The organism is Corynebacterium sp. NPDC060344 (assembly GCF_042725215.1).
In the GTDB taxonomy this organism is placed as follows: Bacteria; Actinomycetota; Actinomycetes; order Mycobacteriales; family Mycobacteriaceae; genus Corynebacterium.
This window is the reverse complement of the sequence record NZ_JBHXCS010000005.1, coordinates 148,519-173,996: the sequence shown is the minus strand read 5'-3', so window position 1 is coordinate 173,996 and position 25,478 is coordinate 148,519. Positions and strand designations below refer to the sequence as shown.

General features: G+C 67.8%; 21 protein-coding genes and 1 CRISPR repeat array (1 of these 22 running past the window's edge). Of the genes, 11 read left to right on the top strand and 10 right to left on the bottom strand.

Going from position 1 to position 25,478, the window contains the following annotated elements:
• Nucleotides 1-38 precede the first annotated feature (38 nt).
• Both ACFWGD_RS08115 and aqpZ read left to right on the top strand, forming a co-directional pair.
• A complete protein-coding gene (locus ACFWGD_RS08115; protein WP_377778128.1) occupies nucleotides 39-860 on the top strand; it encodes a hypothetical protein in 822 nt (273 codons plus the stop codon).
• A 67-nt stretch (nucleotides 861-927) separates the two neighbouring features.
• A complete protein-coding gene (gene aqpZ, locus ACFWGD_RS08110) occupies nucleotides 928-1,686 on the top strand; it encodes an aquaporin Z (protein ID WP_377778127.1) in 759 nt (252 codons plus the stop codon).
• Nucleotides 1,687-3,116: 1,430 nt separating this feature from the next.
• Here aqpZ and ACFWGD_RS08105 read toward each other — a convergent pair.
• From ACFWGD_RS08105 to ACFWGD_RS08060, 10 genes are read right to left on the bottom strand one after another with little or no spacing between them, the layout of a single operon-like run.
• Nucleotides 3,117-4,460 carry an aromatic acid exporter family protein gene (locus tag ACFWGD_RS08105; protein ID WP_377778125.1) on the bottom strand — a complete coding sequence of 448 codons (1,344 nt, stop codon included), beginning with the start codon at nucleotides 4,458-4,460 and terminating at the stop codon, nucleotides 3,117-3,119.
• A 6-nt stretch (nucleotides 4,461-4,466) separates the two neighbouring features.
• On the bottom strand, nucleotides 4,467-4,877 hold the full coding sequence (locus ACFWGD_RS08100) for a DUF3151 domain-containing protein (RefSeq protein WP_377778124.1): 411 nt from the start codon (nucleotides 4,875-4,877) through the stop codon (nucleotides 4,467-4,469).
• 8 nt (nucleotides 4,878-4,885) lie between these two features.
• On the bottom strand, nucleotides 4,886-5,200 hold the full coding sequence (locus ACFWGD_RS08095) for a DMT family transporter (RefSeq protein WP_377778123.1): 315 nt from the start codon (nucleotides 5,198-5,200) through the stop codon (nucleotides 4,886-4,888).
• A 13-nt stretch (nucleotides 5,201-5,213) separates the two neighbouring features.
• Nucleotides 5,214-6,110, bottom strand: coding sequence for an ornithine cyclodeaminase family protein (locus ACFWGD_RS08090; RefSeq protein WP_377778121.1), 897 nt, complete (start codon nucleotides 6,108-6,110; stop codon nucleotides 5,214-5,216).
• Entirely contained in the window at nucleotides 6,101-7,312 is a 1,212-nt protein-coding gene (locus ACFWGD_RS08085) for a glycoside hydrolase family 76 protein (protein WP_377778120.1), read from the bottom strand. Before ACFWGD_RS08085 ends, ACFWGD_RS08090 begins: the two co-directional genes overlap by 10 nt.
• A gap of 59 nt (nucleotides 7,313-7,371) precedes the next feature.
• Nucleotides 7,372-8,040 carry a TrmH family RNA methyltransferase gene (locus ACFWGD_RS08080; protein WP_377778119.1) on the bottom strand — a complete coding sequence of 223 codons (669 nt, stop codon included), beginning with the start codon at nucleotides 8,038-8,040 and terminating at the stop codon, nucleotides 7,372-7,374.
• On the bottom strand, nucleotides 8,037-8,792 hold the full coding sequence (locus ACFWGD_RS08075; RefSeq protein ID WP_377778118.1) for a lysoplasmalogenase: 756 nt from the start codon (nucleotides 8,790-8,792) through the stop codon (nucleotides 8,037-8,039). The genes ACFWGD_RS08080 and ACFWGD_RS08075 overlap by 4 nt, the downstream gene beginning before the upstream one ends.
• A gap of 2 nt (nucleotides 8,793-8,794) precedes the next feature.
• Nucleotides 8,795-9,349, bottom strand: coding sequence for an orotate phosphoribosyltransferase (gene pyrE / locus ACFWGD_RS08070; protein WP_377778117.1), 555 nt, complete (start codon nucleotides 9,347-9,349; stop codon nucleotides 8,795-8,797).
• Entirely contained in the window at nucleotides 9,346-10,716 is a 1,371-nt protein-coding gene (locus tag ACFWGD_RS08065; RefSeq protein WP_377778116.1) for a hypothetical protein, read from the bottom strand. The genes pyrE and ACFWGD_RS08065 overlap by 4 nt, the downstream gene beginning before the upstream one ends.
• A 25-nt stretch (nucleotides 10,717-10,741) precedes the next feature.
• Entirely contained in the window at nucleotides 10,742-11,569 is an 828-nt protein-coding gene (locus ACFWGD_RS08060) for a sulfurtransferase (protein ID WP_377778115.1), read from the bottom strand.
• Nucleotides 11,570-11,638: 69 nt separating this feature from the next.
• Here ACFWGD_RS08060 and ACFWGD_RS08055 point away from each other — a divergent pair, with 69 nt between their 5' ends.
• The 9 genes from ACFWGD_RS08055 to cas2e all read left to right on the top strand — a co-directional run bounded on the left by ACFWGD_RS08055 (nucleotide 11,639) and on the right by cas2e (nucleotide 21,718).
• Nucleotides 11,639-12,451, top strand: coding sequence for an SDR family oxidoreductase (locus ACFWGD_RS08055; protein ID WP_377778114.1), 813 nt, complete (start codon nucleotides 11,639-11,641; stop codon nucleotides 12,449-12,451).
• A 272-nt stretch (nucleotides 12,452-12,723) separates the two neighbouring features.
• Entirely contained in the window at nucleotides 12,724-15,552 is a 2,829-nt protein-coding gene (gene cas3 / locus ACFWGD_RS08050; RefSeq protein ID WP_377778113.1) for a CRISPR-associated helicase Cas3', read from the top strand.
• A 32-nt stretch (nucleotides 15,553-15,584) separates the two neighbouring features.
• Complete coding sequence (gene casA, locus ACFWGD_RS08045) at nucleotides 15,585-17,276, top strand: type I-E CRISPR-associated protein Cse1/CasA (protein ID WP_377778112.1); 1,692 nt, start codon at nucleotides 15,585-15,587, stop codon at nucleotides 17,274-17,276.
• Nucleotides 17,273-17,929: a type I-E CRISPR-associated protein Cse2/CasB gene (gene casB, locus ACFWGD_RS08040; protein WP_377778111.1), complete on the top strand. Its 657-nt coding sequence runs from the start codon at nucleotides 17,273-17,275 to the stop codon at nucleotides 17,927-17,929. Before casA ends, casB begins: the two co-directional genes overlap by 4 nt.
• A 27-nt stretch (nucleotides 17,930-17,956) precedes the next feature.
• A complete protein-coding gene (gene cas7e / locus ACFWGD_RS08035) occupies nucleotides 17,957-19,087 on the top strand; it encodes a type I-E CRISPR-associated protein Cas7/Cse4/CasC (protein WP_377778110.1) in 1,131 nt (376 codons plus the stop codon).
• Between the two features lie 2 nt (nucleotides 19,088-19,089).
• The gene (gene cas5e, locus ACFWGD_RS08030) at nucleotides 19,090-19,791 is read left to right on the top strand and encodes a type I-E CRISPR-associated protein Cas5/CasD (RefSeq protein WP_377778109.1); all 702 of its coding nucleotides are present in this window, start codon (nucleotides 19,090-19,092) and stop codon (nucleotides 19,789-19,791) included.
• Nucleotides 19,788-20,435 carry a type I-E CRISPR-associated protein Cas6/Cse3/CasE gene (cas6e, locus tag ACFWGD_RS08025; RefSeq protein WP_377778108.1) on the top strand — a complete coding sequence of 216 codons (648 nt, stop codon included), beginning with the start codon at nucleotides 19,788-19,790 and terminating at the stop codon, nucleotides 20,433-20,435. The genes cas5e and cas6e overlap by 4 nt, the downstream gene beginning before the upstream one ends.
• Before the next feature lie 6 nt (nucleotides 20,436-20,441).
• Complete coding sequence (gene cas1e, locus ACFWGD_RS08020; RefSeq protein ID WP_377778107.1) at nucleotides 20,442-21,386, top strand: type I-E CRISPR-associated endonuclease Cas1e; 945 nt, start codon at nucleotides 20,442-20,444, stop codon at nucleotides 21,384-21,386.
• Nucleotides 21,383-21,718, top strand: a complete 336-nt coding sequence (cas2e, locus tag ACFWGD_RS08015; RefSeq protein ID WP_377778106.1) for a type I-E CRISPR-associated endoribonuclease Cas2e — start codon at nucleotides 21,383-21,385, stop codon at nucleotides 21,716-21,718. Before cas1e ends, cas2e begins: the two co-directional genes overlap by 4 nt.
• 73 nt (nucleotides 21,719-21,791) lie before the next feature.
• Nucleotides 21,792-25,478: direct repeats of the CRISPR family, unit length 28 nt; unit sequence GTGCTCCCCGCGCCAGCGGGGATGAGCC; it runs 2,812 nt beyond the window's last position.

Here is a 25,478-nt window from a genome sequence, read left to right as displayed (position 1 = left end):
ACAAGTCGGTTGATAAAACCCCCGGCTAGTGTAGTCACATGCGGATTCTGGTGTTGCGATGCGGTGTCGGCGACATGCCCCTCCTGCCGGGGCGGAGTGATCTGGGGGTGCTCGACGACGTCGCAAAGCAGGTCCTTCCCCACGACGACGCGCCGACGCCCGACGACATAGCCAAGGGCAAGGACGTGCCCCACCTGGGCGCGCCGCGGCCCGCGACGCAGCGGCCGAGCGAGCCCGTGCGCGTGATCGTCGTCGGGCCCGACGCGTCGCTGGCGGCCGTGGTCACGCACCTGATGCGCCGCAACCTGCTGTGGTTCGAGGTCGCGCACGTGCCCACCGCGCCGTCGCCCGCCGCGACGAATTGGGGGGTCGAGGGGGGCGGGGAGTTCGGGCTTTCGATGGCCGACGCAGAGTCCCGCCCCGTGCGGCCCGTGCCGCTGACCCGCGACGACACCGGGCAGGCGATCGTCGGGTTCGCCCTGCTCACGGAGCCGGGGATCGCGGGGACGGCGTCGCGCGGGGGCTTGCGCGGCGAGGTGTGGGTCGACAGCACCGAACTGTTCTCCGGCACCGCGCACGGCGTCCAGGTCCGCCCGCTGCCCGACGCGCCCGGGCTGGTCGCCGCCGAACTGCCGCCGCCGCCCGGGCGGGGCGGGCTGTTCCGCAAAAAGCTTTCCGACGACTCCGGCCTCGCCGACATGTCCGGCGCACCGCGGACCCTGCACGAACCCGTGACCGGGCGGGCCGTGCAGGCCGGCGGCCCCGGGTTCCGGTACGTCCGCGACGGCGTGGAGGCCAAGAAGCCGCGGGAGAAGACGACGATCTACCGGCATTTGCTGGATCTGCAACTGGTGAGGTGACCCGGCGCGGCCTAGGCTTCGGGCAACGCACCCGTGCGTTTGACCCCGAAATCGAAAGGCGGAAGCCATGTCCACGGACGTCAAGACCGGACCGATCCCCACCACCCACGACCCCAGCATGATCGCCCGCCTGCTGTGCGAGATGCTGGGCACCCTGTGGCTCGTCTTCGGCGGCGCGGGCTCCGCCGTGTTCGCCGCCAGCCAGATCACCGAGGGCAGCATCAACATGGGCCTCGGTTACCTGGGCGTGGCGCTGGCCTTCGGCCTGACCGTGTTCACCGGCGCGTACAGCTTCGGCACGATCTCCGGCGGGCACTTCAACCCGGCGGTGACCCTGGGGCTGGCCGTCGGGCGGCGGTTCGAGTGGCGCGACGTGCCGGGGTACGTCGTCGCGCAGCTGGTCGGCGGCCTGCTCGCCGGCGGGCTGATCTACATCATCGCCGCGGGCAAGGAGGGTTTCGAGGCCACCGGGTCCATGGCCGCCAACGGCTACGGCGCCCACTCCCCCGACGGCTACGGCCTGACGGCGGTGCTCATCGCCGAGATCGTGCTGACCGCCTTCTTCCTGTGGATCATCCTCGGCGTCACCGACAAGCGCGCCACCCCGGGTGCCGCGGGCGCCGTGATCGGCCTGGCGCTGACGCTGATCCACCTGGTCTCGATCCCGATTTCCAACACGTCCGTGAATCCGGCGCGGTCGATCGGCGTGGCGTTCTTCCACGGCGATGGTGCGCCCGGGCAGCTGTGGGTGTTCATCGTCGCGCCCATCGTCGGCGCGATCATCGCCGGCCTGACGTACAAGGTCGTCACCGACGAGCGGGTGTAGCCGCCGGCCAAGGTCATCACCGGGCGCCGTCGACCATCACCGGGTCCCATCCACGTGTGCCCGATCATCCATCGCGGTTCAGTTCCCCGTTTGCCGGGGTGACCGTCACTAACTGCCGACGCTTCCGCGATTCGCTGCAACGAAAACGCCGAAGCGTCGGCAGTTAGTGCCATTCACGGCCCCTTGGCCACCCCAGCCGCTCCCTCCAGCTCCTCCCCGACCGGCGAAGACGACGTATGCAGCCACACGCCGAGTGAACGCCGGTAAATGCCCAGGACGCGAAATTGTGTGGCTGCGCCCGTCGGATAGCGCCGCCGGGCGGGGCGAGGACTACCACTGACCGTGACCAATGGGGCAAATGGGGTTGCTGGCGAGGCGGGGCGGATCGGTTGGGGGAGCGTAAGGCGTCACTCCCCAGTCCCCGTCGAGGCCCACCCCTCCGGCGACACCACCGGACGGTCAACCAACCACCGCCGCCCCCGAGGACGATGGGACCGAGGAGCGACTCGGCGAGATCATCGCCGGGCCTGAAAAGGACCGAACGCCCCGTACGATTTATTTGCCAAACCTCCACCCAGGATCCCCTAGCCCCTATACCGTGGCAGCCATTCGCACGACCGACAGGAAGGGCCGCCCGGTGCCACGCACTCAAGCTATCGACAAAGTGTGAAGCCGGCATAGCGGCAGGCATAGTCGGAGGAAAGGGCGCCGGAGCCGGAACAGCAGGCGCAGCTGCAGGACTAGGAGGAATTGCATCATGCCCCATCTAGAAGACCAGCACGCAAAAACTACGGGCAAAAAGCCCATACCGAGAACTCAACTCACCTACACCCTAATCGCAGCCATTATTGTTGCTCTCACCGCCATTGCAATCGGCGACTTCAAATGGCTGGCGGTCATGATCCCCATCATATTATTCCCACTGGCCGTTTACTACGCCAAAAATAGGCGTCGCCACTAAACGGCCCGACATTCAAGGTCGTCACCGCTGGGCGGACGTAGACGCCGGTGGGGTGGGCAGGGGCGGCAGCTGGACGGCTTCCGCTCGCACCCGTTTGCCGGGGTGACCGTCACTAACTGCCGACGCTTCCGCGATTCACTGCAACGAAATCGCGGAAGCGTCGGCAGTTAGTGCCATTCACGGCCCCGTAGGCCACCCCAGCCGCTCCCTCCAGCTCCTCCCCGACCGGCGAAGACGACGTATGCAGCCACACGCCGAGTGAACGCCGGTAAATGCCCAGGACGCGAAATTGTGAGGCTGCGCTCGTCGAATAACTCCGGCCCGCGAGGCGGCGATCACCACTGGCCGTGACCAATGGGGCGCATGGGGTTGGCGACGAGGTGGGGCGGTCGGGGACCACCACTGGCCGTTGCCAATGGGGCGCATGGGATTGGCGGCAGGGTCGGGCGAGCGACGGGGCGCCGGGCGCTCAGTCCTCGTCGAGGTCCCACACCTCCGGCGGCATGGCCGGGCGGGCGACGGTCGGCGGGAGCGCCGCCACCGCGGACAACCGCGACAGGCCGCACACCTGCAGAAGGTCGACGACCAGCGAACGGCACTGGGCGAAAATGACCACTTCCGACAGCGTCGCTCCCTCCACCACCGCCGGCCGCATCTTCGCGGCGAGAATGCGCAGCTCCCGGATGGCCGCCTCATGGGTGACGGTGCCGTGGCCATCATCACCGGACACCGCCGCGAACGTCCCCGTCTTCGAATCGTCATGGGGAAGCTCGCCCCAATCGGGGATGTCGGCGAGCGACGGGGCGTCGTCAAGCAATCTTCTGACCGTATGCGCCGACTGGCTGACCCCCATCACCAGCGCGACCAGCTCCTCCGACGACTCGCCGCCATCCTCCGTCGACGTGATCGCCCGGCGCGCCAGCACGCGGATGTTGCGCACCGCATTGTCCACCGGATGGACCAGCCGGGCCAGCGAGCGGAACTGCCTGCGGCGATTCCACAACAGCGGCGACAACTGCACCTGCTCGACGCCATCGGCGATGGTGCGGTCCATGAGCGTCACATCCGCCTGCGACGCCCGCGCGACCTGCAGCCCCGCGCGGATGCGATCGGCGTCGCGGTCCTGGAGGCCGCGGGCGACGTCGTAGAGGACATCGGCACCCAGGTCCAGGACAGTCGCCACCGTGCGGCGGGCCTCCGACACCGGATTGCGCGGGATCAGCGCCATCACCAGCACGCCGATGAGGCCGCCGACCAGGGCGTCGACCATGCGCTCGTAGGACAGCGTCGACCCCGGTGGCATGATCGTCGCGATGAGCACCGCCGACGACGCCGCCTGATTGACCACCAGCGGCCCGCGGCCGACGAACACGCCGATCATCATGGCCACCAGCACGCCGACCGTCAGCTGCCACACGCCCGGGCCGAGCACCGAGAAGATGACGTCGCCCACGCCGACGCCCAGCGCCGCGCCGAGCACCAGCTCCAGCGAGAACTTCAGGCGCGGGCCCTCGACCATGACGTTGAGGCCGATGAACGCCGCCATCGGCGCGAAGAACGGATTGGGGTGGCCCAGGACCTCCAGCGCGAACCAATACGCCAGCCCCGCGGCCAGCGCCGCCTGGATCACCAGCAGCCACCGCGTGCGCAGGCGCTCGACGCCGTGGAGGGCGCGGGTGCGCGGGCGCATGCGGCGGCGCAGCGCCATCGCGGCGCGCGACGCCGGGTGGCGCAGGGCCTCGAGGTACTCGGTGGCGTCGAGGCCGATGTCGCGGGGTTCGCGGCGCGGGGCCGGGTGCGTGGGGCCGGTCATGGGCGCCTACAGGTTGGTGGCGGCCACCGCGGACTGGTCGCAATCCTGCAGCAGGGCGAGGCAGCGGCCGTACTCGTCGTCTTCGCCGATGGCGCGGGCGGCCTTGGCCAGCGCGGAGATTGCGCGCAGGACGCCGCGGTTGGGCTCGTGCGACCACGGCACGGCGCCGAAGCCCTTCCAGCCGTTGCCGCGCAGCAGGTCGAGGCCGCGGTGGTAGCCGGTGCGGGCGAAGGCGTAGGCGGTGACGGCCTCGCCGCGCTCCAGGGCGTCCTCGGCGAGGTCGGCCCAGGCGGCGGAGTCGCGGGGGCAGATGCGGATGACGTCGTCGGCGGGCTTGCCGGCGGCGCGGGCCGCGTCGGCGTCGGCGAACGCGGGAAGGTGGACCGGGGGCGGAGCCATCATGTCGTTGAGCTTCATGCCGACCACTATGCCAGCGCCTTGAGCCCGACGATGCCGCCGACGATCATCGCCAGGAACAGCATCCGCGGCAGCGTCACGGGATCGCCGTCGAACGCCATGCCGTACGCCACGGTCAGCGTCGCCCCGATGCCCACCCACACGGCGTAGGCGGTGCCCAGCGGCAACTCGCGCATGGCCCACGCCAGGCCACCCATGGAGATCGCCAGCGCGACGAAGAACACCACCGACGGCACCAGCCGCGTGAACCCGTCGGATTTGCCCAGCGCGACGGCCCACACGGCCTCGAAGGCGCCGGAGACGACCAGCACGAACCATGCCATGGCGCGGCCCCCGCTACGTGCGGGCGAGGATCTCCACCGCCACGGCGAGGTCCTCCCAGCTCATGCCGGCGGTCTTGAACACGACGGGCCGCCCGGATTCCGCCAGTTCCAGGGCCAGGCCCTGCTTGACGACGACGTCCCTGAACTCCACCCACTCGCCCCGCCGCAGATGGCCTTCGTCGACGGCGAGCATCACGTCGCCGCATTCGGTGTCTGCGACGTGGCCGTCCTCGACGATGACGCGGGCGCGGCCCATCAGCTCGCCGGGCAGCTCGCGTTTGTCGGGGTGGTGGGCGCCCATGGCGACGACGACGGCGTGGTCGGCGACGTCGGCATCCGCCAGCACCGGCTCATCCGCCGAGGTGGCGCACACGATGAAGTCCGCGCCGGCGGGCAGCTCCGTGGCCACGGAATGGGGCACGTCGCAGTCGATGTCGCGCGGGGTGCGCACGACGAAGGTGACCTCGACTTCCCCGAACAGCTCCACCGCACCGAGGGCGTGGTGGACGGCCTGCGGGCCCGAGCCGATGATGGCCACGCGCAGCGGCCGGCCGGGCTGGCGGCGGGCCTGCACGATCTCGAGCACTCCCGCGAACGACACCGCCGGCGTGCGGATGTCGGTCAGCGCCGGTCCGTCGATGACGGCGGCGGGGGCGAGCGTGGGGCCGTCGAAAAGCACGTAGGCGCCCTGGACCCACGGCCGCCCGCCGACCGTGATCAGCTTGACCCCGGAATGGTCGCGGCCCGTCGACGGCATCCACAGCAACTGGCCGCCGCCCGGGACGTCGGCGCTGCCGCGCGGGATGTCCGCGGCCGGGTCGACGCCGTCGAGCAATGCCGCGCGCAGGACGTACGCCGCGCGGCCGACGGTCATGGCGGCGCGGGCCTCGGCCGATCCGATCACTCGCACGTGGCCCCCTTCGACTGGCCGGCCTCCGGGCCCGCGGAATTGCGGCGGACGTCCTCGGCGACGCGGGCGGCGGCCTCCATCAGCATCCAGCCCGACAACTGCACCGACAGGTCGCGCTCGCGGATCGCGCCCTCGCGCACCGCACCGGCCACCGACGCCGACACCAGGCCACCGGCCTGCGGGAACGTCGCATCCCTGGTCCAATCCGCCGGGAACAGCGGCAGGCCGTCGACCTCCAGCCGGTGCTGCCACGCGCTGTTCGCCGTGGCCAGCACCAGGCGGCGGGCGATGCGCGCGGCGGCGCGGTCGGTGCGGCCATCATCCGGCAGGCGCATCGCCGCATCCGCCAGGTAGCGCATGAGCACGCCGTTGAACAGGCCGCCGTCGCCGCCGCCACCGCCCTTGAGCACGTTGTCCGGCGTCGCCATGTCCTTGGCCACCGAATGGATCAGCGTGTGCAGGCGCGTGAGGTACCGCGTCGACGCCTCGCGGTCGCCGCGCTCGCGCAGGGCCAGGGCGATCTCCAGGCACGCGCCGATCATGACGCCCTGGTTGTACGTGTACCGGCCGCGCTCGACCTCGGCGCCGCTCATGGACAGCCGCACGCCATCGAGGATCAGCCCCGAATCATCGACGAGGTTGTCGAAGATCCAGTCCACCAGCGCACAGGCCTCGTCCAACCGCCCCGCGCGCGCGAAGGCGATGGCCGCCGGGCCGTTGGACGGCACGTTGAAGAACACGTCGCCCACCCGCCACGGCAGCACGCCCGTCGACGGGTCGATGCCCTCCACCAGCGAATGCAGCAGGCGCCGCGTGGTCCCCCGCGCACCCCGGCCGACGTTGCCGGCGCGGCCGAGGGCCAGCACCATCCACGCGCGGTCGTCGAAATACTTGTTGGACGACAGCGGCGAAAGATTGCGGAGGCGGATGCCCCGGATGGTCGCCTGGACCGCCTTCGACTTCTCGCGCGACGGCACGCGCGCCGCCGCGTCGATCAGGCAATCCAGGTAGTGCGCCTGCCACCAGTAATGCCAGGAGAAGAACGCCTTGTGCTGCACCGGCGCCGGCCACGACGGCACCGCCAGGTTCGTGCCCCGCAGCCCCCACAGCCGGGCGCCGTGGCGGTCCCGGATCGCCTGCTCCGCGACATCGGCGCGGTAGGCCCAGTTTTCGGCCTCTGTCCGCGACATCCTGACCACCACGGGGCTCTCCTTCTACGTAATGCCGTTAATCCAGACTCATCCTACGTGGCGCGGCGGATTCACCACGCGTCTTCCAGGTGCGCATGCGTTCGAACCCAGGCGTGCATCGCGATTCCCGCCGCCACGCCCGCGTTGATCGACCGCGTCGACCCGAACTGGGCGATGGACACCGTCATGTCGGCGGCGTCGCGGGCGGCCTCGGTGACGCCGGGCCCTTCCTGCCCGAACAGCAGCAGGCAGTTTCGCGGCAGCTCGGCGGTCTCCAGCGGCACCGACCCGGGCACGTTGTCCACGGCGACGACGGCCAGGCCGTGCTCGCGGGCCCAGGCGACGACCTCGCCGACGGTGTCGTGGTGGTGCAGGTGCTGGTAGCGGTCGGTGACCATCGCGCCGCGCCGGTTCCAGCGCCGCCGGCCCACGATGTGCACGGCCGCGGCGGCGAAGGCGTTGGCGGTGCGCACGACGGTGCCGATGTTCGCGTCGTTCTCGAAGTTCTCGATGGCCACGTGCAGCGGGTGCCGCCGCGCGTCGATGTCGGCGACGATCGCCTCGCGCGTCCAGTACCGGTAGGCGTCGACGACGTTGCGGCGGTCGCCCTCGGCGAGCAGCTCCGGGTCGTACTTCGCGTCGCCGGGCACGGGCTCGCCGGGGTGCTCCTCGGCCCACGGACCGACGCCGACGCGCGGCGCGCCCCACTCGGTCGGGCCGGGCTGGTTTTCCCCGGTCACTTCCGCCCGAGCTCCAGGATGCCGTCGACGAGCAGCAGCTGGGCTGCGGTGTAGGTGTCCATGACCCCGGCATCGAGAAGCTTGCCGACGACGCCCTCCTCCCCCACCAACGCACGCAGCATCAGCAGCGCGTCCGAGACCAGGAAGAGATTGCCGCCGTGGCCGATGCCGAAGCGCGGGTCGCCCTCGCCCAGGCCGTCGACCAGGCGGGAATCGTCGCCGAGCATCGACGTCGTGGACAGCAGGAAGCCGTACCCCGCGGCCGCGGGCAGCAGATCCGGGCGGGTCAGCGCCGACCCCGCGACGGACGCCGCCCACAGCGGATAGCGGGCGAGGCTGCGGAAACGGTTGGGGCGGGCCCCGGCGTCGTGAAGCATCGTGATGTACGCCGCCTGATTGACCGCGAACGCCGCAGCGCCCTTGTTCAGGTCGTTCTTGCGCGGCATGAGCACCAGGTCGCCGAGCCAGCCGCCGGCCAGGCCGACGAGCAGCCCCGCCGTGACCGCGGGCCTGGTCTCGTGGCGGCGGCGGACCACCGAGGCGGCCAGCAGCGGCATGAGCAGGGTCTTCGACGCCTTGCGGGGCTTTTCCGCGCCCAGCGCCGAGGACACGACGTTGACCAGCGCGGCACCGACGTAGCCGGCGCGCTCGGGCTCGCGGGTGGCGCGGCCGACGGCGGCGACGAGCGCGCCGGCGCCCTCGGCGGTGCGGCGGACGGCGGTCTGCTTCAGGGTTTCGGGGGTGCGGCTCATGGCTACTCCAATCCCAGGTCGGTGAGGCCGAGCAGGAAGCGGTACTCCAGCCCCTCGGCGCGGATGACGTCGGCGGCGCCGGTGTTGCGGTCGACGACGGTGGCCACGCCGACGACGTCCGCACCCGCCTCGCGCAGTGCGGCGACGGCGGTCAGCGGAGAGTTGCCGGTGGTGGTGGTGTCCTCGACGACCAGGACCTTCGCGCCCTCGATGCCGGGGCCCTCGACGCGGCGCTGCATGCCGTGCTTCTTGGCCTCCTTGCGCACCACGAACGCGTCGATGGGGCGGCCGGCGGCGTGCATGACGGAGGCGGCCACCGGGTCGGCGCCCAGCGTCAGGCCGCCGACGGCCACGTAGTCCCAGTCGGCGGTGAGCTCGCGCAGCAGCTCGCCGATCAGGCGCGAGGCCTTGTGGTGCAGCGTCGCGCGGCGCAGGTCGACGTAGTAGTCGGCCTCCTTGCCCGACGACAGCGTCACGCGGCCGTGGACGACGGCCAGCTCCTTGACCAGCTCGGCGAGTTCCGCGAGCTTCGTGGCGTCTACCTTGGGGTTGTTCATCGCTGGTCGTCCTCTTCCGGTTGTGCGTCGTTGTCTGTGCTTGCCTGGTCCCCGTTGCCGAAGATCCCCGCCGGCCCGGAGTCGGGGCGGATGATGCGGCCGCCGGTGATGGTGGCGCGACTGTGCTCGGGGTCCTCGCCCAGCGCCGGCAGGTCCGCGCCGGATTGGCCGATGTCGCGGAACTCGCCGTCGCCCATCCGCTTTCCGACGGCCCGCGTCGGCGTCTCCAGCGGATGCTCCGGGGCGGCCGGGGGTTTCCAGGCGGGGGCTTCCTCGACGGGATCGGGCACCGCCGTGAGGGTGGCGGCGCTGGGCTCCGGCAGCGGGCGCAGGTGGCCCGGCGCGGCGGCGCCGGGGGCGGCGTCGGCCGCAGTGGCGCGGGTGGGGTCGCGGTGGGCGGCGTCGAGTTCGCCGATGGATCCCGGCGACGGCGGCAGACGGCGGGCGATGTCGCCGAAGCCGGCGATCGGGGCCAGCGCGGCGTCCCACTCGTCGGGGCCGGAGCCGTCGACGAAGGCGGCGATGACCCACTCGCCCTCCGCCCACGCGGCGGTGATGAACTCCGGCAGCGACCGCAGCACCTCATGGGCGCGGTCGTCGAAGATGCGGTGGATGATGTCGGGGTCCGTGGCGGAGACGGTGACGTCGCCCTCCACGCCGACCTCCGGGAGGTCGGTGCGGCCGTCGCGGGAGAATTCCATGATCTCGTCGGACGGCACCGGGCGGCGCAGCGCCAGCAGCGTCACGCCGCCGATGTCGCACAGGTGCATCTCGCGGCCGTGGGCGAAGCCGCTGACGATGTCGCGGGCATCGCCCTCCGGAACGCGGTCCCACCACGAGGCGGCATCGGCGTCGACCTTGCGGAAGTCCGCATTGCGATCGGCCGCCCACGCCTTGCGCGCCCGGCGCACTGCCATCCCGGCCAAGGGGCCGGCGTGGCGGAGTTCCTCGCGCGTGGGAAAGCGCGGCGCGAACGACGGCCGCGAACGGCGGGGAGCCTCGCCGAGATCGAGCGGCTCGTCATCGGGATCGAGCTCCACCTCTTCGACGTCGATGGGCTCATCGAGGTCGGAGGGGGCGGGCTCGGGTTCAGCCTCGGGTTCAGCCTCTGGTGCAGCCTCAGGTTCGGGCTGGGGTTCCGGCGCGGGTTCTGGTTCGGGCTCGGACTCGGGCTGAGTTTTTTCCTCTACCGCCATATCCTCGTCATCCGCTCCCGCCTCTTCGGGCGGGGATGCGGTCTCGGCGGGTGCGGTGGGGGCGTCGTCAAGCGAACGCGAAACCCCCGCACCGCGGCGCGAATCCCAGACGAACAGGGCCACGCCCACGCCCAACAGGGCGATCCCGAGGAGAACGAAGAGGAAAGTCATGGTGGGGACAGTCTATGCGCCCCCGTCACAGGCGGACGATGGGCCGCGCCGGATCACCCGCCCACTTCGACCAACCACCGACGAACAGCGACGCACCCGGCATGCCGGCCTCGTGCATCGCCTGCACGAACAGCGACGCATGCAGGCCCGAACCCGAATAAACGGCGACCTGCTCGCCCGAGGTCACGCCGACCTCGGCGAGCTTGGCGCGGATCTCGTCGGCCGGCAGGAACTCGCCGTCGCGCTGCAGCGCGCGGGCCGGCAGATTCACCGCGCCGGGGATGTGGCCGGCCTGCAGGTCCAGGCGCTCGGCACGGCCCTGGAAGCGGGACAGCTCGCGGGAATCGATGAGGACCCCGTTGTCCGGCCACGCCGCGACCTCGTCGACGTCGACGACCGGCAGATTGCCCTCGGTGACCGTGCGGTTGCCCGGCTGCGGCAGGTTGCCCGGGCCGCCGGCGGTGTCGAAGCCCTCGGCCTCCCACGCAGCGATGCCGCCCGACAGGACCTTGACGTCCTTGATGCCGGCCCAGGTGAGAATCCACCAGCCGCGCGACGCCAGCAGGCCATCGCCCTGGTCGTAGATGACGATCTCATGCGCATCGGTCAGGCCCCACCGGTCGACGGCGTCCTGGACGCGCTCCAGCTCGGGCAGCGGATTGCGGCCATGCGCGCGGTCCGGGATGCCGACCAGGTCGAACGTCGGGTCGCAGAACAGGGCCAACGGGATATGGGCCATGGTGTAGTGGCCGTAGGCCGAACGGTCGCGGGACCAACGGGTGTCGATGATCGCGATGCGGCGGCCGGATTGAATGTGACTGTGGAGTTCCCGTGCGGAAATGCAGGTGCTCATACCGGTAGAGCCTAGAGGCGAACCGGCGAATCCGCCGCGCCGCCCCGGCCGGGGCGTTAGCCTGGCGCCATGAACGAGACGAAGCGCACCGCATTCATCACCGGCGCGGCCCAGGGCATCGGCCGCCGCACCGCCGAAATCCTCCTCGACCGGGGCTGGACCGTCGGCGTGTACGACATCTCCGACGAGGTCGCCTGGGCCGAGGGCCGCGCCGGGGCCGTCACCGGGCACCTCGACGTCCGCGACCCGGAGGAGTGGCGCGAGGCGCTGCGGTCCTTCGCGGCGGAGGCGGGCGGTGCCGGCATCGACGTCATCGTGAACAACGCCGGCATCCTCTATGGCGGCGCGTTCGAGGACGCGGACACCGACGTCGACGAGCGCATCATCGACGTCAACGTCAAGGGCGTCGCCTACGGCGCGAAGCTGGGGCTGCCGTACCTGAAGGAGTCGCGCGGCCAGCTGATCAATCTGGCGTCGGCCGCGGCGATCTACGGCACCCCGGACATGGCCACGTACTCCGCGACGAAGTTCGCCGTCCGCGGCCTGACCGAGTCCCTGGATTACGAGTGGCGCCCCCACGGCATCCGCGTCGCCGCCGTCTGGCCGCTGTTCACCGACACCGGGATGCTCGACGGCGTGGCCACCACCGGCGTCAGCCGCCTGGGCATCCGCCTCACCGCCGATGACGTCGCCCAGGCCGTGGTCGACTGCATCGACGCAGGCTACAAGGACGGCGAGCGCCACACCCCCAAGCCCGCCAAGGTCCACTACCCCGTGGGGCTGCAGGCCAAGTTGCTGTTCGCCGGCGCGCACATGTCGCCGCCGTTCCTCACCCGCTTCGTCAACGGCAAGCTGACCACGAAGAGGAAGATCGGGTTTTAGCGGGGGTTGGGTGTGGCCGGGGAAGCCGCCTCCCGCACTGGGCGGTGACGGCTTCCCCGACCATGAAACCCCGCTGACGCGGGGAACACGTCTTTCGACGAAGAACCACGTAACAACAAGCGGCTCATGCCCGCTGGCGCAGGACGCCAGCCCAACGTAGCCCCCCAACCCATGCGCACGCCAAGGTATTGAACTATGCCAGTTCATGAACCTTGTAGTTATTTGGTTCTTGCGCTTGACGACGCGCATCCAGCTGACATAAGCTTCGATTTATGAACGTAGACTCCGGTCCGGATCGCGATAGCGGACTCTTCGAACGCCTGAGCCAGTTCACGGCGCAGGCATCACCCGAACTCACTGCGATGTGGGCAAAATCCGGCGACGATTCCGGCTGGCTTTCACTGCCCCAACACCTGGCCGATGCGGCCGCAGTCTCGTCACTGCTGTGGGAGCACTGGGTATCCGATTCGGTCAAGCGGTTTCTGGAAGACAAGCTCGACATGGACGAGCCGGACCTGCGTACGCTCCTCACATTTCTTGCCGGCGCCCACGACGTCGGCAAAGCCACGCTCAAATTCGAGCGCCAGATCGAGAAAACCGAACGGGGTCGCGAGATCCTTGACGACCTCGCGACCACCGGACTCCCGCTCGCAATGTCCACGCTGGAGGCGGAACGCGTCACCTTCCCTCATGGACTGGCGGGAGAGGCCATCCTTCATGCCTGGCTCTTGAAGCAAGGGTGCAAGAAGCAAACGGCGAACTCGATTGCGCCCATCATCGGAGCTCACCATGGCGTCGCCACGAACGGGGACGACCTGAAACACGCCGAACGTCTGTTGAAGGACTACGCGGCGCCGTGGGTTGCGGTACACGACGAAATACTCGATGGCATGTCATCGGCCACTGGATTCGCGACGATTGCGGCGCGGCTGCCCAAGAAGCTCCATGCGGATTCTGCGATGCTGCTGGCCGGCTTGATCGTGATGTCCGACTGGATCGCTTCCAACTCGGATGTTTTCCCGATGACTCCACACGGAACTTTGGAGGATCGGGCACGCAAAGGGTTTCTGGCACTCGGGCTGACGGGCCCCTGGAATGCGGAGGCCAGCCTGGACGACGGCACGGACGCCTACTACCGGCAAGCTTTCGACTGGCCGGATTCGTTCGGCGCCCGACCAATTCAGCGGGTCGCCATCGATGCAATCGCGCAATCCGACGGTCCTTGTTTGATGATCGTGGAGGCCCCGACGGGCGAGGGAAAGACCGAGGCCGCATTGGCCATCGGCCACCTCATCGCGGCAGCCACGGGTGCACAGGGGCTTCTTCTTGCGACTCCGACGATGGGCACGTCGAACGGCCTGTTTCCCCGCGCTCGTGACTGGGCCGCTCTCAATACTCCGACCGGCCACGTCACGTCGATGAATCTCGTCCACTCCCGGAAGCATTTCTCGAAGGACTTCGAACAGCTCCGGACCCGGGGAATCGCGGAGGACGCTCCGGGAGCCCACGGCTCGGTCGTCGCAAGTCAGTGGTTCAACGGGCCGAAGCGGGCGCTCCTTTCGAACTTCGTCGTCGCGACGGTCGACCAGGTCCTCATGATGGCTCTTCAGATGCGCTATTCGATGCTCCGGCACATTGGCCTCGCCGGAAAAGTGATCATCATCGATGAGGTCCACTCGTACGACCTCTACATGGGCAGCTACCTGAAAAAGGCATTGCAATGGCTCGCACGGTACGGCGCATCCGTTGTACTCCTCAGTGCGACTCTCCCCAAGAAGGAGAAGCTCGAACTGGTTCGGGCTTACGGCGGGCAGCTTTCCGATGAGATCCCTGACGATCTTTCCGTCGGATATCCGCTCCTCACCGCCGTGGACCGCCATGGCGTACGGGAGCACGACGTTGAATCCCGGCCCACCGACCTCAACGCCTCAATTGACGTGATCCCCGATTCTCTCGAAGACCTGGCGGGAGTGGTCGAAAGCCTGGTCTCCGACGGCGGGTGCTTGCTCATCATCTGCAACACCGTCCGACGTGCACAGGAGACGTATCGGATGCTCGCGGGTGCCTACGCCGATGACGTCGAACTCCACCACAGCGCATTCATGGCGGCGGAGAGATCTCAACGTGAAGACGAGCTCCGAATCGCGCTCGGCCCCGAGAGCCATCGTGGCGCTGGCCGCCCCGACAGAAAGATCATCGTCAGCACCCAGGTCGCCGAACAGAGCCTCGACATCGATGCCGATGCTCTCATCACCGACATCGCACCGATGGACCTCATGATTCAGCGAATCGGACGCATCCACCGCCATGCCCGCCCCGACACCGACCGACCGGCGAATCTGCGCGAACCGAAAGTGTACGTACGCGCGATCGAAGAACTCGAACCGATTCCGGTTTTCGAAGGAGGGACGGCGGCGATCTACGCGCCGGCGATCCTGATGTCGACGCTGGCCAACCTCCCTTCGAGCTTTCGGCGACCCGACGACATCTCCCATTTGGTGCAGGCGACTTATTCCCCCACTTTCACTCCACCGGACGCATGGGCCACTAGGTACGGCGAGTGGAAAACGGAAATGACTGCGTCACTGCAGCTCTCGGAGAAGAGGGCGAGCACTTTCCAGATTCCGGAGCCCCAGTACAGCGCGAAGATCGTGAAACTCTTCGAGCGCTACCACCGGAGCATGGAGAAGTCCGCGGCCGGCGAAGAGGCGGGAGCGGCTCAAGTCCGCGACAGCGACCCAACATTCGAAGTGATCCCGATCATCTCCACGGACTACGGGTACCGAGTCGTTCCGATTCCCGGCGAAGAATCCCCGGAAACCGAGTTCATGGACGATGCCGAACCCGATCGGTCCACGGCATTCCGTCTTGCTTCGTCCGTCCTGCGCCTACCGGCCCGATTCAGCCGGCGCGACAGTGTCTTCAAACGGGTCATCGACAAACTCGAGCTGGAGACGCCGATCGGGTGGTCCAAGAATTTTCTTCTGAAGGGGCACGTCGCCCTCCGACTCGATGAAAACGGGGAAGTGGAACTCGACGGCCAACGGCTCCGATATTCGTCCGAGCTCGGGTTGGAACAGGTACGGCAAGAGAACAAATAGAGTTGCAACTAAGGGAACGAAAGGAAAAGAACGTGAACTCACCACCGAGCTTCTCACTGCTCACCGAGCCGTGGATCCAATGCGAAATGATGGACGGAGGAGTCGAACTCCTCAGCATCACCGAGATTTTCGACGGCCGTCGCGACGTCAAGAGCGTCCGGGGAGACTCACCCGCCCAGGACTACTCGGTTCTACGTGTTCTCCTGTCCATCTATTGGCGAGCACACCACCCCGACACGAAGGTCCGAGCGGGTGAAACCTTCGTATTCAGCGATTGGTTCGGTGAGACGCTCGAGGACGTGGGCGATGCCGACGACGCCGTCATTGAATACCTCGAGAATTGGAACGACCGCTTCGACCTGCTCCACCCCGAGAAACCGTTCATGCAGGTTGCGGACCTGCACACAAAGAATGGGGCATTCTCGGAGATTCAGCGCATCGTTCCCGAAGCTGAAGACGAGTACTTCACCATGCGCGCCGGCACCGGTCGTAATTCCTTGTCGTTTGCCGAAGCCGCGCGATGGCTGATCTACGCGCAGGCGTACGACTACTCCGGCATCAAGTCGGGTGCCGAAGGTGATGCCCGAGTAAAGGGTGGCAAGGGTTATCCGATCGGGACCGGTTGGACGGGCCGCACGGGCGGAACGGTCGTCGTCGGAGACAACCTGCGGCACACCCTGTTGCTCAACACCACGCAAGAAGCGCTGACCGGCGCCGACGACAAACCAGTATGGGAACGCGATCCCGACACGTCGGCTGAACGGCACATCGCGCCTCCGGCCGGCGCCGGGGCAATTGCGGGGCCCCAGGGTCCGAATGATCTCGCCACTTGGCAGGGGCGCCGCATCCGCATGTATGTCGATGGTGATCGGGTCAATGCAGTCCTCGTGAGCAACGGCGATCAGATTCCCAATGCCGGAGCCAATGTGCGCGATGACCCCATGACCCCCTACAGGTACAGCCCGAATCAGTCGAAAAAGGGCGACGTGGTGCACTACGCGCTGCCCTTCGACCCGAATCGGACGATGTGGCGGTCCCTCGAACCGCTGATCTCGCTGGACCAAGACCCCGGCTTCGACGGCAAGAACATCGCCCCGATCAGACCAAAGAACTTGTCTCAGCTCGCCGACTTGGCCAGAGACATCGATCTACCCCGCGTACTCGACGTTCACTTGGTTTCCGTGGTTTACGGTCCGCAAGCCTCATCGGTCGCCACGACGGTCGTCGGGCGAATCGAGATTCCCGTGGCGCTGTTGGAGACGGAAGCGGCTGACGTTCGCGCCGAACTCATCACCACCGTCGCAGCCACCAGAGACGCTGCCATCGCCCTCGGGCAGTTCGGCGGACACCTGCTCGAAGCGGCGGGTGGGGCGTACGAGTTCCAACCGGATCCAACGGATGGAATTCTGTCCGAACTCGAACCCAGGTTCATCCATTGGTTGGCGCACCTGCGCGTCGATGACGTCGAAAAGCAGGCGCAATCCTGGCAAACGGAAGTACGCCGGGAGATCCTGGAAAAAGCCGCAGAAATCATGCGCGGCGCAGGACCGAAGGCTCTCGCGGGACGAGAAATCAGCAGCGGCCCGGACGGGTCGAGCACCAGGATCCTGTCGGCGGGTTCGGCCTACCGGATGCTCCAGAACCGCTTGAAGAAGATTCTCTACCTCATCGACGATCCCGCCCAAAAGGAAGATCGCACCACCTCAAAGGAGAAGACCCGATGACGACAGCGAATCCCGACGGAGGCGCGCGAGACACGCTCTACGTCGCGGTCGGCGCCACGGCTACCCGATTGCAATCCCAGATTCTCGGTGAACAAGGCGAACGTGCGCAGGCCGCGGCTCGCGGAACGCTCGCAGAGCTTCGGCGCAACGCCGGCCAACGGATTGACCGAGATCCACTGTCCCTGGAAAAGACGCTGCTGGTGCTCCAACCGACGCTCAATGAGAATTCGGTCGGCCACACGGATGCGCCTTCCCCGTCCGAAACGGCCGCATTTCATGCGCTGACGCTGTTCGCACTGCACATGCAGAGCTCCTCCCGCCCGATGCACGTGCGGAATACCTCGTTCGCCGGCGCATGCGGCCGCCTCTACGCCCAGAGCGAGTCCGGATCCCTCAAGCCCCGGTTCGATGCACTCCTGCTCGCCCGGTCCACCCGATCCAGGCTGACTCACACGCGATCGATGATCACGCTCCTCCGCGGTGCAGGCATTGGTTTCGACTACGCCCAGTTCGCCAACGATCTGCGAGCGCTGGACAAGGCCGAACATCGGCCCGGCGTCCTTCTTCGCTGGGGCCGCGACTTCGCGATGGGCCGGTTCACTGCCGCCGAATCGAAGCAAACCCCCTCCTCGACCCCTTCCCCCACCTCGTAGCTTTAACCGTCCCCGGAAAGGACCATCATGTCCCTCATCATCGATATCCACGCCCTTCAGACTCTTCCGCCCAGCCTGATCAATCGAGACGACACCGGCGCTCCCAAGTCCGCCATCTACGGTGGCGTTCCCCGCCAGCGCGTGTCCTCCCAGTCCTGGAAGCGCGCAATCCGCCAGGACTTCGAGAAGAACTTTGACCCGGCCAGCGTCGGATTCCGCACCAAGTACGTCGTTGGATTGGTCGTCGACAAGGTCAAGGAGCTCGGCGGCGAGGAATGGACCGACGAGCGCGCCGCGGAAAGGGTCGAGCAGGCGTTCAAGGTGGTCAAGATCAAGCTGACCGAACCGAAGACCAAGGAGACCGACTCCGAAGAAGAAAAGAAGCGGGTCTTCCAGCAGACGGGATACCTGTTGTTCCTCAGCCCGAAGCAGATCGAGAACCTGGCGCGCGCCATCATTGACGCTCAGGGAGAAAACTTGAAGAAGGGAGATGTCGCCGATCTGCTGAAGAAGGACCACAGCGTCGACATCGCCATGTTCGGCCGCATGGTCGCCGATGACCCGTTCTTCAATGTCGATGCTTCCGTGCAGGTCGCCCACGCCATCGGCATCCACGAAAGCGAGCCGGAGTTCGATTTTTACACGGCCGTGGACGACGTGATCGAGGACAATGATGAGGTCGGCGCCGGCATGATGGGCACCGTGCAGTTGACGTCCTCGTCGTTGTATCGATTCGCAACTCTGGACGTTGAATCCTTGGCCGAGAACCTCGGGGATCGTGATGCAGCCGTCACCGCGGCCGTAACCTTCCTGCGCAGTTTCATTTCGAGCCTTCCCACCGGCAAGCAGAACACCTTCGCGCACAACACCTTGCCGGAGCTCGTCTATGTGGCCGTCCGCGAAGATCGCTCGATTTCTCTGGTCAATGCCTTCGAGAACCCCATCTCGTCCGGCACCGATGGCCGCCGCCAGGCCGGTGCTCGCGCTCTGGCCAAGGAAGAAAAGGCGATCGAAACCGACTATGGCTTCGTCCCCGCCGCCAGCTTCGTCGTCGGACTCGGAGATCTCTCGGAACCGTTCGCCGACATCGCGACGAAGACCACCCTCCCCGAGCTCGACGGCCTCGTGCGTTCGGCCATTTCCGGGGCGGGTGCCTAGCCATGGCCCACTCTCTGCTCCTCCTGTTGAAGGGGCCCATGCAATCGTGGGGCGACTCCAGCCGGTACAAACAGCGCACCACCGGACAGGTGCCCACGAAATCCGGTGTCATTGGGCTCCTCGCCGCCGCCGAGGGCCGCCGCCGGACCGATCCGATCGAAGACCTGACCGAGTTGACCATGGCCGTTCGCGTCGATCAGCCGGGCAGCCTCCTCCGTGACTATCAGACGGCGCTGGCCGACGGCGCAAAGCACGCCAACTTGGTGACGCGCTACTACCTGTCCGATGCCGCGTTCGTCGTGGCGCTGGAGACCTCACGTCGGGAGGTCCTCGAAGGGCTGGAAGCAGCCCTGAGAAGTCCGCGATTCCCTCTCTATCTTGGACGACGTTCGTGTCCGGCACCGGTGAACCTGGTTCTCGGGATCGTCGACAAGCCTGCGACGGAGGCGCTGCGCGCCGAGCCCTGGCATGCGGCGGATCACCATCGAAAGAGCCGTGCCAAAAACGTTGAACTCCCCATCTACAGGGATGGACTCCCAGGTGAATCCGGTGGATTCGCCCGCCAGGACATCCCGGTGTCGTTCTCCCAGGAACACCGCGATTATTCGTGGCGAACCGTGGTCCTCGAGTCCGAGGGGTGCCGGGTCACCAACGACATGGGCACTTCGGTCGATCCCTTCTTCGAAACGGTGATTTCGGCATGAGCACCTTCACTCGCATCTACCTCAATCCCCGGAAGCGTGGCGGCAGAAAACTGCTGACCAATCCGGAGGCCATGCATGCGGCGGTGCGTGCAGCGTTTCCCCCGGACATCGACACCGGCGATTCCCGCGTTCTGTGGCGGGCCGATTCCCAGGGCGACGAACACGTCCTGTACATCGTCGGGCCCGAGACCCCCGATGCCGTCCACATCATCGAGCAAGCCGGATGGGATACGCGTCCGCCTCAGACAGCTGACTACGCCAGGCTGCAGGGGTCGTTGGTGAAGGGACAGAAGTGGGCCTTCGAATTGCTTGCCAACCCCGTCTCGTCGAAAGCCGGCGAACGCGGGACGCGTGGCAAGGTCGTCGCCCACGTCACTGCCGAGCATCAACTCGAGTGGCTGAACCAGCGTGCGGAATCGGCAGGTTTCCGGTTGCTTGACGACGTCCGAGTGGTTGGCCGAGAGAGGCTTTCCTTCAACAAGGGATCGGGGTCAAAGCCTCGTCGGGTGAGCATCTCCACTGCGCGGTTTTCCGGAACTCTGGAGGTCACCGATGTCGATGCGCTTCGATCGACCCTCAATCTGGGCATCGGCCGGGCTCGCGCTTACGGCTGCGGCCTTCTCACTCTCGCCAGACATCGATGACCTGCCATGAGGAACCCAAGTGAGGTGCCACTGGTCCGCCAGGAACTGTCGCGGGTCGAGAACCGAATCAGCTTCCTCTACGCGGAGCGGGCGGTGATCAATCGCGACAACAATGCGCTGACCATTGCCGATCAGCGGGGTACCGCTCACGTGCCGGCCACCACGTTGGCGGCGCTTCTATTGGGGCCGGGCACCCGCATCACCTATGCCGCCATGGCATTGCTCGGTGATGCGGGTGTTTCGGTCGTGTGGACCGGCGAAAAGGGAGTTCGCTACTACGCGCACGGCCGACCACCGGCGAAAACCTCAAGGAATGCCGAAGCCCAGGCCGCGATCGTGAGCCATCAGCGCCGCCGCCTCGCTTGTGCCCGCGACATGTACGGCATGCGATTCCATGGTGAGGATGTCTCGTCCGCAACGATGGCTCAACTTCGTGGCAGAGAGGGAGCGCGGATGAAGCGGATCTATTCGGAACAAGCGGAACGCGTGGGGATCCCCTGGAGCCGGCGCAATTACGACCCGAACGACTTCGATTCCGGTGATCCGATCAATCGCTCGCTCACCGCAGCCAATGCCGCCTTGTACGGCGTGACGCATGCTGTAATCACCGCGCTCGGGTTCATTCCTTCCCTGGGCGTGGTGCATAACGGAACGGACCGTGCGTTCGTCTACGACATTGCGGATCTGTACAAAGCCGAGATTTCGATTCCCGCCGCGTTCGACGCTGTCGTCGACTCCGACGCCGACGCTGTCTCCAGTGTTCGACGGCGGGTGCGGGAATTGGTCGTGACCAGTCGCCTCATGGAACGAATGGTCCGGGATCTCCATCGCCTCATGCACACGGATGCCGCACCCGACGCCATGGACGTCGAGCTCATGCTGTGGAATGAACTCGAAGTGATTGCAGCCGGCATCAACTGGGCCGAACCTGAGGAAGTCGAATCGTCATGATCGTCCTGGTCGTGACGGCATGCCCAGCAGGTCTTCGCGGAGATCTGACGAAATGGTTGGCCGAAATTTCACCGGGCGTCTTCGTGGGACAGCCTTCGGCACGAATCCGGGATCTTCTTTGGGATCGGACCCTTGATCTTTGCAAGGACGGGAGAGCGCTTCTCGTGTACAACTCCAACAACGAGCAGGGACTCGAATTCCGAACTCACCGGCACTCCTGGAAGCCCACTGATTTCGATGGCCTGACGCTGATGATTCGACCTTCAGCAAAGTCCGCAAACCGGCGCACAGGGTGGAGCACGGCCCGCGGGGTTCGCCGAAACCGCTTCTAAGTCCCCATCGGTTGGTGAGATAGAGTCGTATCCGCACTGCTGATCAGGCGGCCTAATTCGCAGCTCACCGAGTGTGCTCCCCGCGCCAGCGGGGATGAGCCGGTGTTTGCGGTCGTCGTTGGAGGTGAGGAGCCGTGCTCCCCGCGCCAGCGGGGATGAGCCGACGTGCAAAACCACCCGTAAGTGCTTTGCCGAGTGCTCCCCGCGCCAGCGGGGATGAGCCGGAGGACTGGCCAGTGGTGCTGTGGATCAGTGGGTGCTCCCCGCGCCAGCGGGGATGAGCCCCCCGCGACTTCCCCGGCGCGCATGCCCGTAGCGTGCTCCCCGCGCCAGCGGGGATGAGCCGGGCCGTGAATTCGGTTTCCGACAAATCCTGCAGTGCTCCCCGCGCCAGCGGGGATGAGCCCGACTTCGGGAACTGCACCCCCGCCGGCAGGAAGTGCTCCCCGCGCCAGCGGGGATGAGCCCTGGGCGGTCGGCTTCGGTGCGGGTCCGGTCGGGTGCTCCCCGCGCCAGCGGGGATGAGCCCGTCATCCCCAACATGGCCTGCCCGAAGTGCGGGTGCTCCCCGCGCCAGCGGGGATGAGCCCCGCCCACGGGTGCGGGCGGTTGTCGGTCGAGGGTGCTCCCCGCGCCAGCGGGGATGAGCCGCGCATTCGCACGTCACTGGCAACCCGGGCGGGGTGCTCCCCGCGCCAGCGGGGATGAGCCCAGGTGCTTCCCGGCCAACGTCATCCCGACCAGGTGCTCCCCGCGCCAGCGGGGATGAGCCCAGCTCGCTGTGCACCTCGGGATCTCTGGCGGAGTGCTCCCCGCGCCAGCGGGGATGAGCCCGAGCTCATCGTCGGCCTGGCCACCGCCGCGGTCGTGCTCCCCGCGCCAGCGGGGATGAGCCGTTCAAATCGGACTGCTCGCCGTGGAGGTAGTCGTGCTCCCCGCGCCAGCGGGGATGAGCCCGTTGAGCGCGGCACGGGCCTTGGGGCTGTCGCGTGCTCCCCGCGCCAGCGGGGATGAGCCCGTCGCCCAGGACATCGAAACTGACGGCGTCGTGTGCTCCCCGCGCCAGCGGGGATGAGCCGTTCGACAGCCTCACCCCGGTGTCCAATCCGGCGTGCTCCCCGCGCCAGCGGGGATGAGCCTCGTCCACGTCACCAGGCTTCACGTCCTGAATAGTGCTCCCCGCGCCAGCGGGGATGAGCCCACGCACCGGCAATGCTCGTGGAATTGCTGCACGTGCTCCCCGCGCCAGCGGGGATGAGCCGGGAAATAACGCCCGAAAGTCCATCGGCCTTGAGTGCTCCCCGCGCCAGCGGGGATGAGCCCGGTCAAATACTGATTACTGCCATTGGTACTAGGTGCTCCCCGCGCCAGCGGGGATGAGCCCCCCCAAGGGCCGGCGGCCCGAGGGGGTTTGAAGTGCTCCCCGCGCCAGCGGGGATGAGCCGTATCTATAAACAGCATCTGGAATCCAACGGTGGTGCTCCCCGCGCCAGCGGGGATGAGCCCAACCCCCACACATGATACGGGTCACGCGGGTCGTGCTCCCCGCGCCAGCGGGGATGAGCCCGAGGGCGGTGACATCACCGTCACGATTCACGGGTGCTCCCCGCGCCAGCGGGGATGAGCCCCGTAAATTGGTGCCACCTCACTAAGCAACATCGTGCTCCCCGCGCCAGCGGGGATGAGCCGTCGCGGTCGTGGAATTCCTTCATGCGGGCCAGGTGCTCCCCGCGCCAGCGGGGATGAGCCCGACTCAGCAATAAGCGCCCGTTTCTGCTCACGGTGCTCCCCGCGCCAGCGGGGATGAGCCCCTACTCGCATGGTCTCGGCGTGGTGCCGGTGGGTGCTCCCCGCGCCAGCGGGGATGAGCCCATGGCCGTTTTCGTGTGCGACTTTTGCGAGTAGTGCTCCCCGCGCCAGCGGGGATGAGCCCTAACAGCGAAGGGGAACAGCCCCGCCGCTACCGTGCTCCCCGCGCCAGCGGGGATGAGCCCGGTGAGGCGCCCGGTACCCTGCTGCTGTCGACGTGCTCCCCGCGCCAGCGGGGATGAGCCCTGCGTGAAAAACGACTCGGCGACGATGGTCACGTGCTCCCCGCGCCAGCGGGGATGAGCCCCACAGCGCCGACTTAGACGACAGGGCGGCGGCGTGCTCCCCGCGCCAGCGGGGATGAGCCCATGTCCGCCATGGTCCAGGAATGTTCGTCGCTGGTGCTCCCCGCGCCAGCGGGGATGAGCCGGCGACGTGTCGGTCTGGGGGCACCGGGCGGACGTGCTCCCCGCGCCAGCGGGGATGAGCCCCGGCCACCACGAGCAAACCGGCCGCCCGCCGCGTGCTCCCCGCGCCAGCGGGGATGAGCCCGGCACGCGGGGGTTTCGTCATGGGAGGACACAGTGCTCCCCGCGCCAGCGGGGATGAGCCCCCACCGCCAGAGCGGCTTCCTCCGTCGACCCGGTGCTCCCCGCGCCAGCGGGGATGAGCCCCGGAACCGGGGTAGCGCCCGGCCCGAGGCAACGTGCTCCCCGCGCCAGCGGGGATGAGCCCGACCCGACCGCACTGAACGACAGGTTGTCGGAGTGCTCCCCGCGCCAGCGGGGATGAGCCCGTCAGCGTCCCCTTCACGGGGACGACGTGGGCGTGCTCCCCGCGCCAGCGGGGATGAGCCTCAGCTGCCCCGCCGTCTGCGTCGCCTCCTCCAGTGCTCCCCGCGCCAGCGGGGATGAGCCGGCTCCGACGTGGCAGGTGGCGGCGGGTGATCCGTGCTCCCCGCGCCAGCGGGGATGAGCCCGCCCCGCCCCTCGCGTAGGACTCGCGGACCTCGTGCTCCCCGCGCCAGCGGGGATGAGCCAGATCTACCCGGTCCCCATAGCGGCGGATGTAGAGTGCTCCCCGCGCCAGCGGGGATGAGCCCCACCACAGGCCCCGGTCGCCTTTCTGTGCGGGGTGCTCCCCGCGCCAGCGGGGATGAGCCCACCGACAGGAGGTCGGAGACCTGCCCGGAGACGTGCTCCCCGCGCCAGCGGGGATGAGCCCATGGCCGGAGCCGGGGTGCAGGTCAGGATGGTGTGCTCCCCGCGCCAGCGGGGATGAGCCGATGGGCCGCGCCATGCAGCTCGTGGAGGGCACGTGCTCCCCGCGCCAGCGGGGATGAGCCCATCGCGCTGTACTTCGCCGCGTCCGAGAGGGAGTGCTCCCCGCGCCAGCGGGGATGAGCCCCGTATAGCCGCACAGTTCGGCCTGTAGGTCGCGTGCTCCCCGCGCCAGCGGGGATGAGCCGTCGTTGCGGCATTTCCATGCGACGGAGCTGCTGTGCTCCCCGCGCCAGCGGGGATGAGCCCGATCGATCCGAGGATCGGGGCGAACGGGCCCAGTGCTCCCCGCGCCAGCGGGGATGAGCCCAGGTCAGATTGGCCCTCCTTCGGGGCCCTCGGGTGCTCCCCGCGCCAGCGGGGATGAGCCGTTGTCGCGGCTGCGGCACCTCGGCACCCTCATGTGCTCCCCGCGCCAGCGGGGATGAGCCGAACCCGGACATATCGGCGCCGGCCAGCTGCTGGTGCTCCCCGCGCCAGCGGGGATGAGCCGCGACTAGACGACGATGGAGTTTGGCGAAACGTGTGCTCCCCGCGCCAGCGGGGATGAGCCCGGATTCTGGCCGATCGCGTACGCCGCGACCGCGTGCTCCCCGCGCCAGCGGGGATGAGCCCATCACGTTCGACCCGGAGGGCACCGGGCGGCAGTGCTCCCCGCGCCAGCGGGGATG